This is a genomic window from Phenylobacterium sp. (assembly GCF_030651755.1).
GTDB lineage: Bacteria > Pseudomonadota > Alphaproteobacteria > Caulobacterales > Caulobacteraceae > Phenylobacterium.
The window spans coordinates 1-1144 of record NZ_JAUSBZ010000104.1 but is presented as its reverse complement, the minus strand read 5'-3'; the positions used below and the strand labels follow the sequence as shown (position 1 = coordinate 1144).

1 protein-coding gene and 1 pseudogene are annotated in these 1144 nt (G+C 66.8%); both read right to left on the bottom strand.

Annotation, left to right across the window (positions count from 1 at the left end):
* A partial coding sequence (locus Q7V15_RS09780) for a M1 family aminopeptidase (RefSeq protein WP_304755384.1) occupies positions 1-829 on the bottom strand: 829 nt, incomplete at its 3' end.
* A gap of 58 nt (positions 830-887) precedes the next feature.
* Positions 888-1144: pseudogene (locus Q7V15_RS09775) on the bottom strand (hypothetical protein); the annotation flags it as partial.

The following is a 1144-nucleotide window of genomic DNA, read 5'->3' as shown; positions in this document are numbered from 1 at the left end:
GCGAGGAGTTGAAGATGTTCAGCCCCTTGTTCTCCATCGCCCCGAAATTGAAGTCCCGCACGGCGACGATCATGAACAGGTCGAGGTCGTATTCGCGTCCGAAGGCCTCCTCGTCCCACTTCATGGAGCGTTTCAGGGCGTCCATGGCGTAGACCCCGCGATCGGCCATGCCCGGATCGACATAGATCCGCAGATCCACCTTGCGCCCGCTCATGGTGACGAGGCTGTCCTCCAGCACGTCGAGCTCGCCGGCCACCAGGGCGAACAGGTAACAGGGCTTGGGGAAGGGGTCGTTCCACACCGCGTAGTGGCGGCCGTCCGGCGTTTGGCCAGACTCCATCAGGTTGCCGTTGGACAGGAGGCGATGGAACGCCTTGTCGGCGGTCATCCGCACCGTATAGCGGGCCAGGACGTCGGGGCGGTCGGGGAACCAGGTGATCTTGCGGAAACCCTCGGCCTCGCACTGGGTGCAGAACCGCCCGCCGGACATGTAGAGGCCATCCAGGGCGGTATTGGCCGCCGGATCGATCTCGACCTCGGTCTCCAGAACGAAGGCGTCCGGCACATCTGAGATCGTGAGGTACTCGGCGTCGATGACGTATTCGGCCTGGGCCAGCACCCGGCCGTCAATGGCGACGGAAATCGGGGTCAGTCGCTCGCCATTCAGGGCCAGGGGGTCGGCGTGATCGCCGTTGCGGCGCAGGCTGAGCCTGGCCTTCACCCGGGTGGCGCCAGGCTTGAGGTCGAAGTCCAGATGAATCTCGTCCACCAGGAAGGCCGGCGGGCGATAGTCGGACAGGCGGATCGGCTGGGGCGTTTCGGTGCGCATCCCAACGATGTAACCCCCGCGGCGGCCCCTCGCCAGGGGCGGCGGAGGCCTAAGGTGATCAGGCGGCGTCTTCTGCGGCCTCTGGCGGCGCCTCCGCTACGGCGGGAATCTGCTGCAGGAAGCGGTCGACCTTGCGGGCCTCTTCGGCCAGACGGCGGATTTCCGGCGGTGCGTCCTCCGGCGCCTCGTCCACCAGGGCCGAAAGGTGCCGGGCGATGGACAGCAGGCGGCGGGTGGAGGTGATCAGCCGGGCCTGGAATTCAATCTTCTGGGGATCACGGTCGTACTCCGCCCCCGGCACTCGCCAGCCGCCCC